This window comes from Pseudomonas sp. PDM26, assembly GCF_019219185.1.
GTDB lineage: Bacteria > Pseudomonadota > Gammaproteobacteria > Pseudomonadales > Pseudomonadaceae > Aquipseudomonas.
This window is the reverse complement of record NZ_JAHUWC010000046.1, coordinates 1-435: the sequence shown is the minus strand read 5'-3', so window position 1 is coordinate 435 and position 435 is coordinate 1. Positions and strand designations below refer to the sequence as shown.

Below are 435 nucleotides of genomic sequence, written 5' to 3'. Positions count from 1 at the left end.
CGGGAATCAGCGCGGTGGTGATCACGATGTCCGCCTGCTTGGCGCGTTCATGCACGGCCGCGGCCTGGCGCTGCATCCAGCTGGCCGGCATCGGGCGGGCGTAACCGCCGACGCCGACGGCGCATTCACGCTCTTCATCGGTCTCGTACGGCACGTCGACGAACTTGGCGCCGAGGGATTCGATCTGCTCTTTCACCGCAGGACGCACGTCGGACGCTTCGATCACCGCTCCCAGGCGCTTGGCCGTGGCGATGGCCTGCAAGCCGGCCACGCCGGCACCGAGGATCAGCACGCGCGCCGCTTTCACGGTGCCCGCCGCCGTCATCAGCATCGGCATGAAGCGCGGATAGTGGTGCGCGGCCAGCAACACGGCCTTGTAACCGGCGATGTTGGCTTGCGACGACAGCACATCCAGGCTCTGGGCGCGGGAGGTGC

Annotated in this window: 1 pseudogene; it reads right to left on the bottom strand. The window is 68.3% G+C overall.

Features of this window, described 5'->3' with window-relative positions:
• Positions 1-435: pseudogene (locus tag KW849_RS31015) on the bottom strand (NAD(P)(+) transhydrogenase (Re/Si-specific) subunit alpha); the annotation flags it as partial.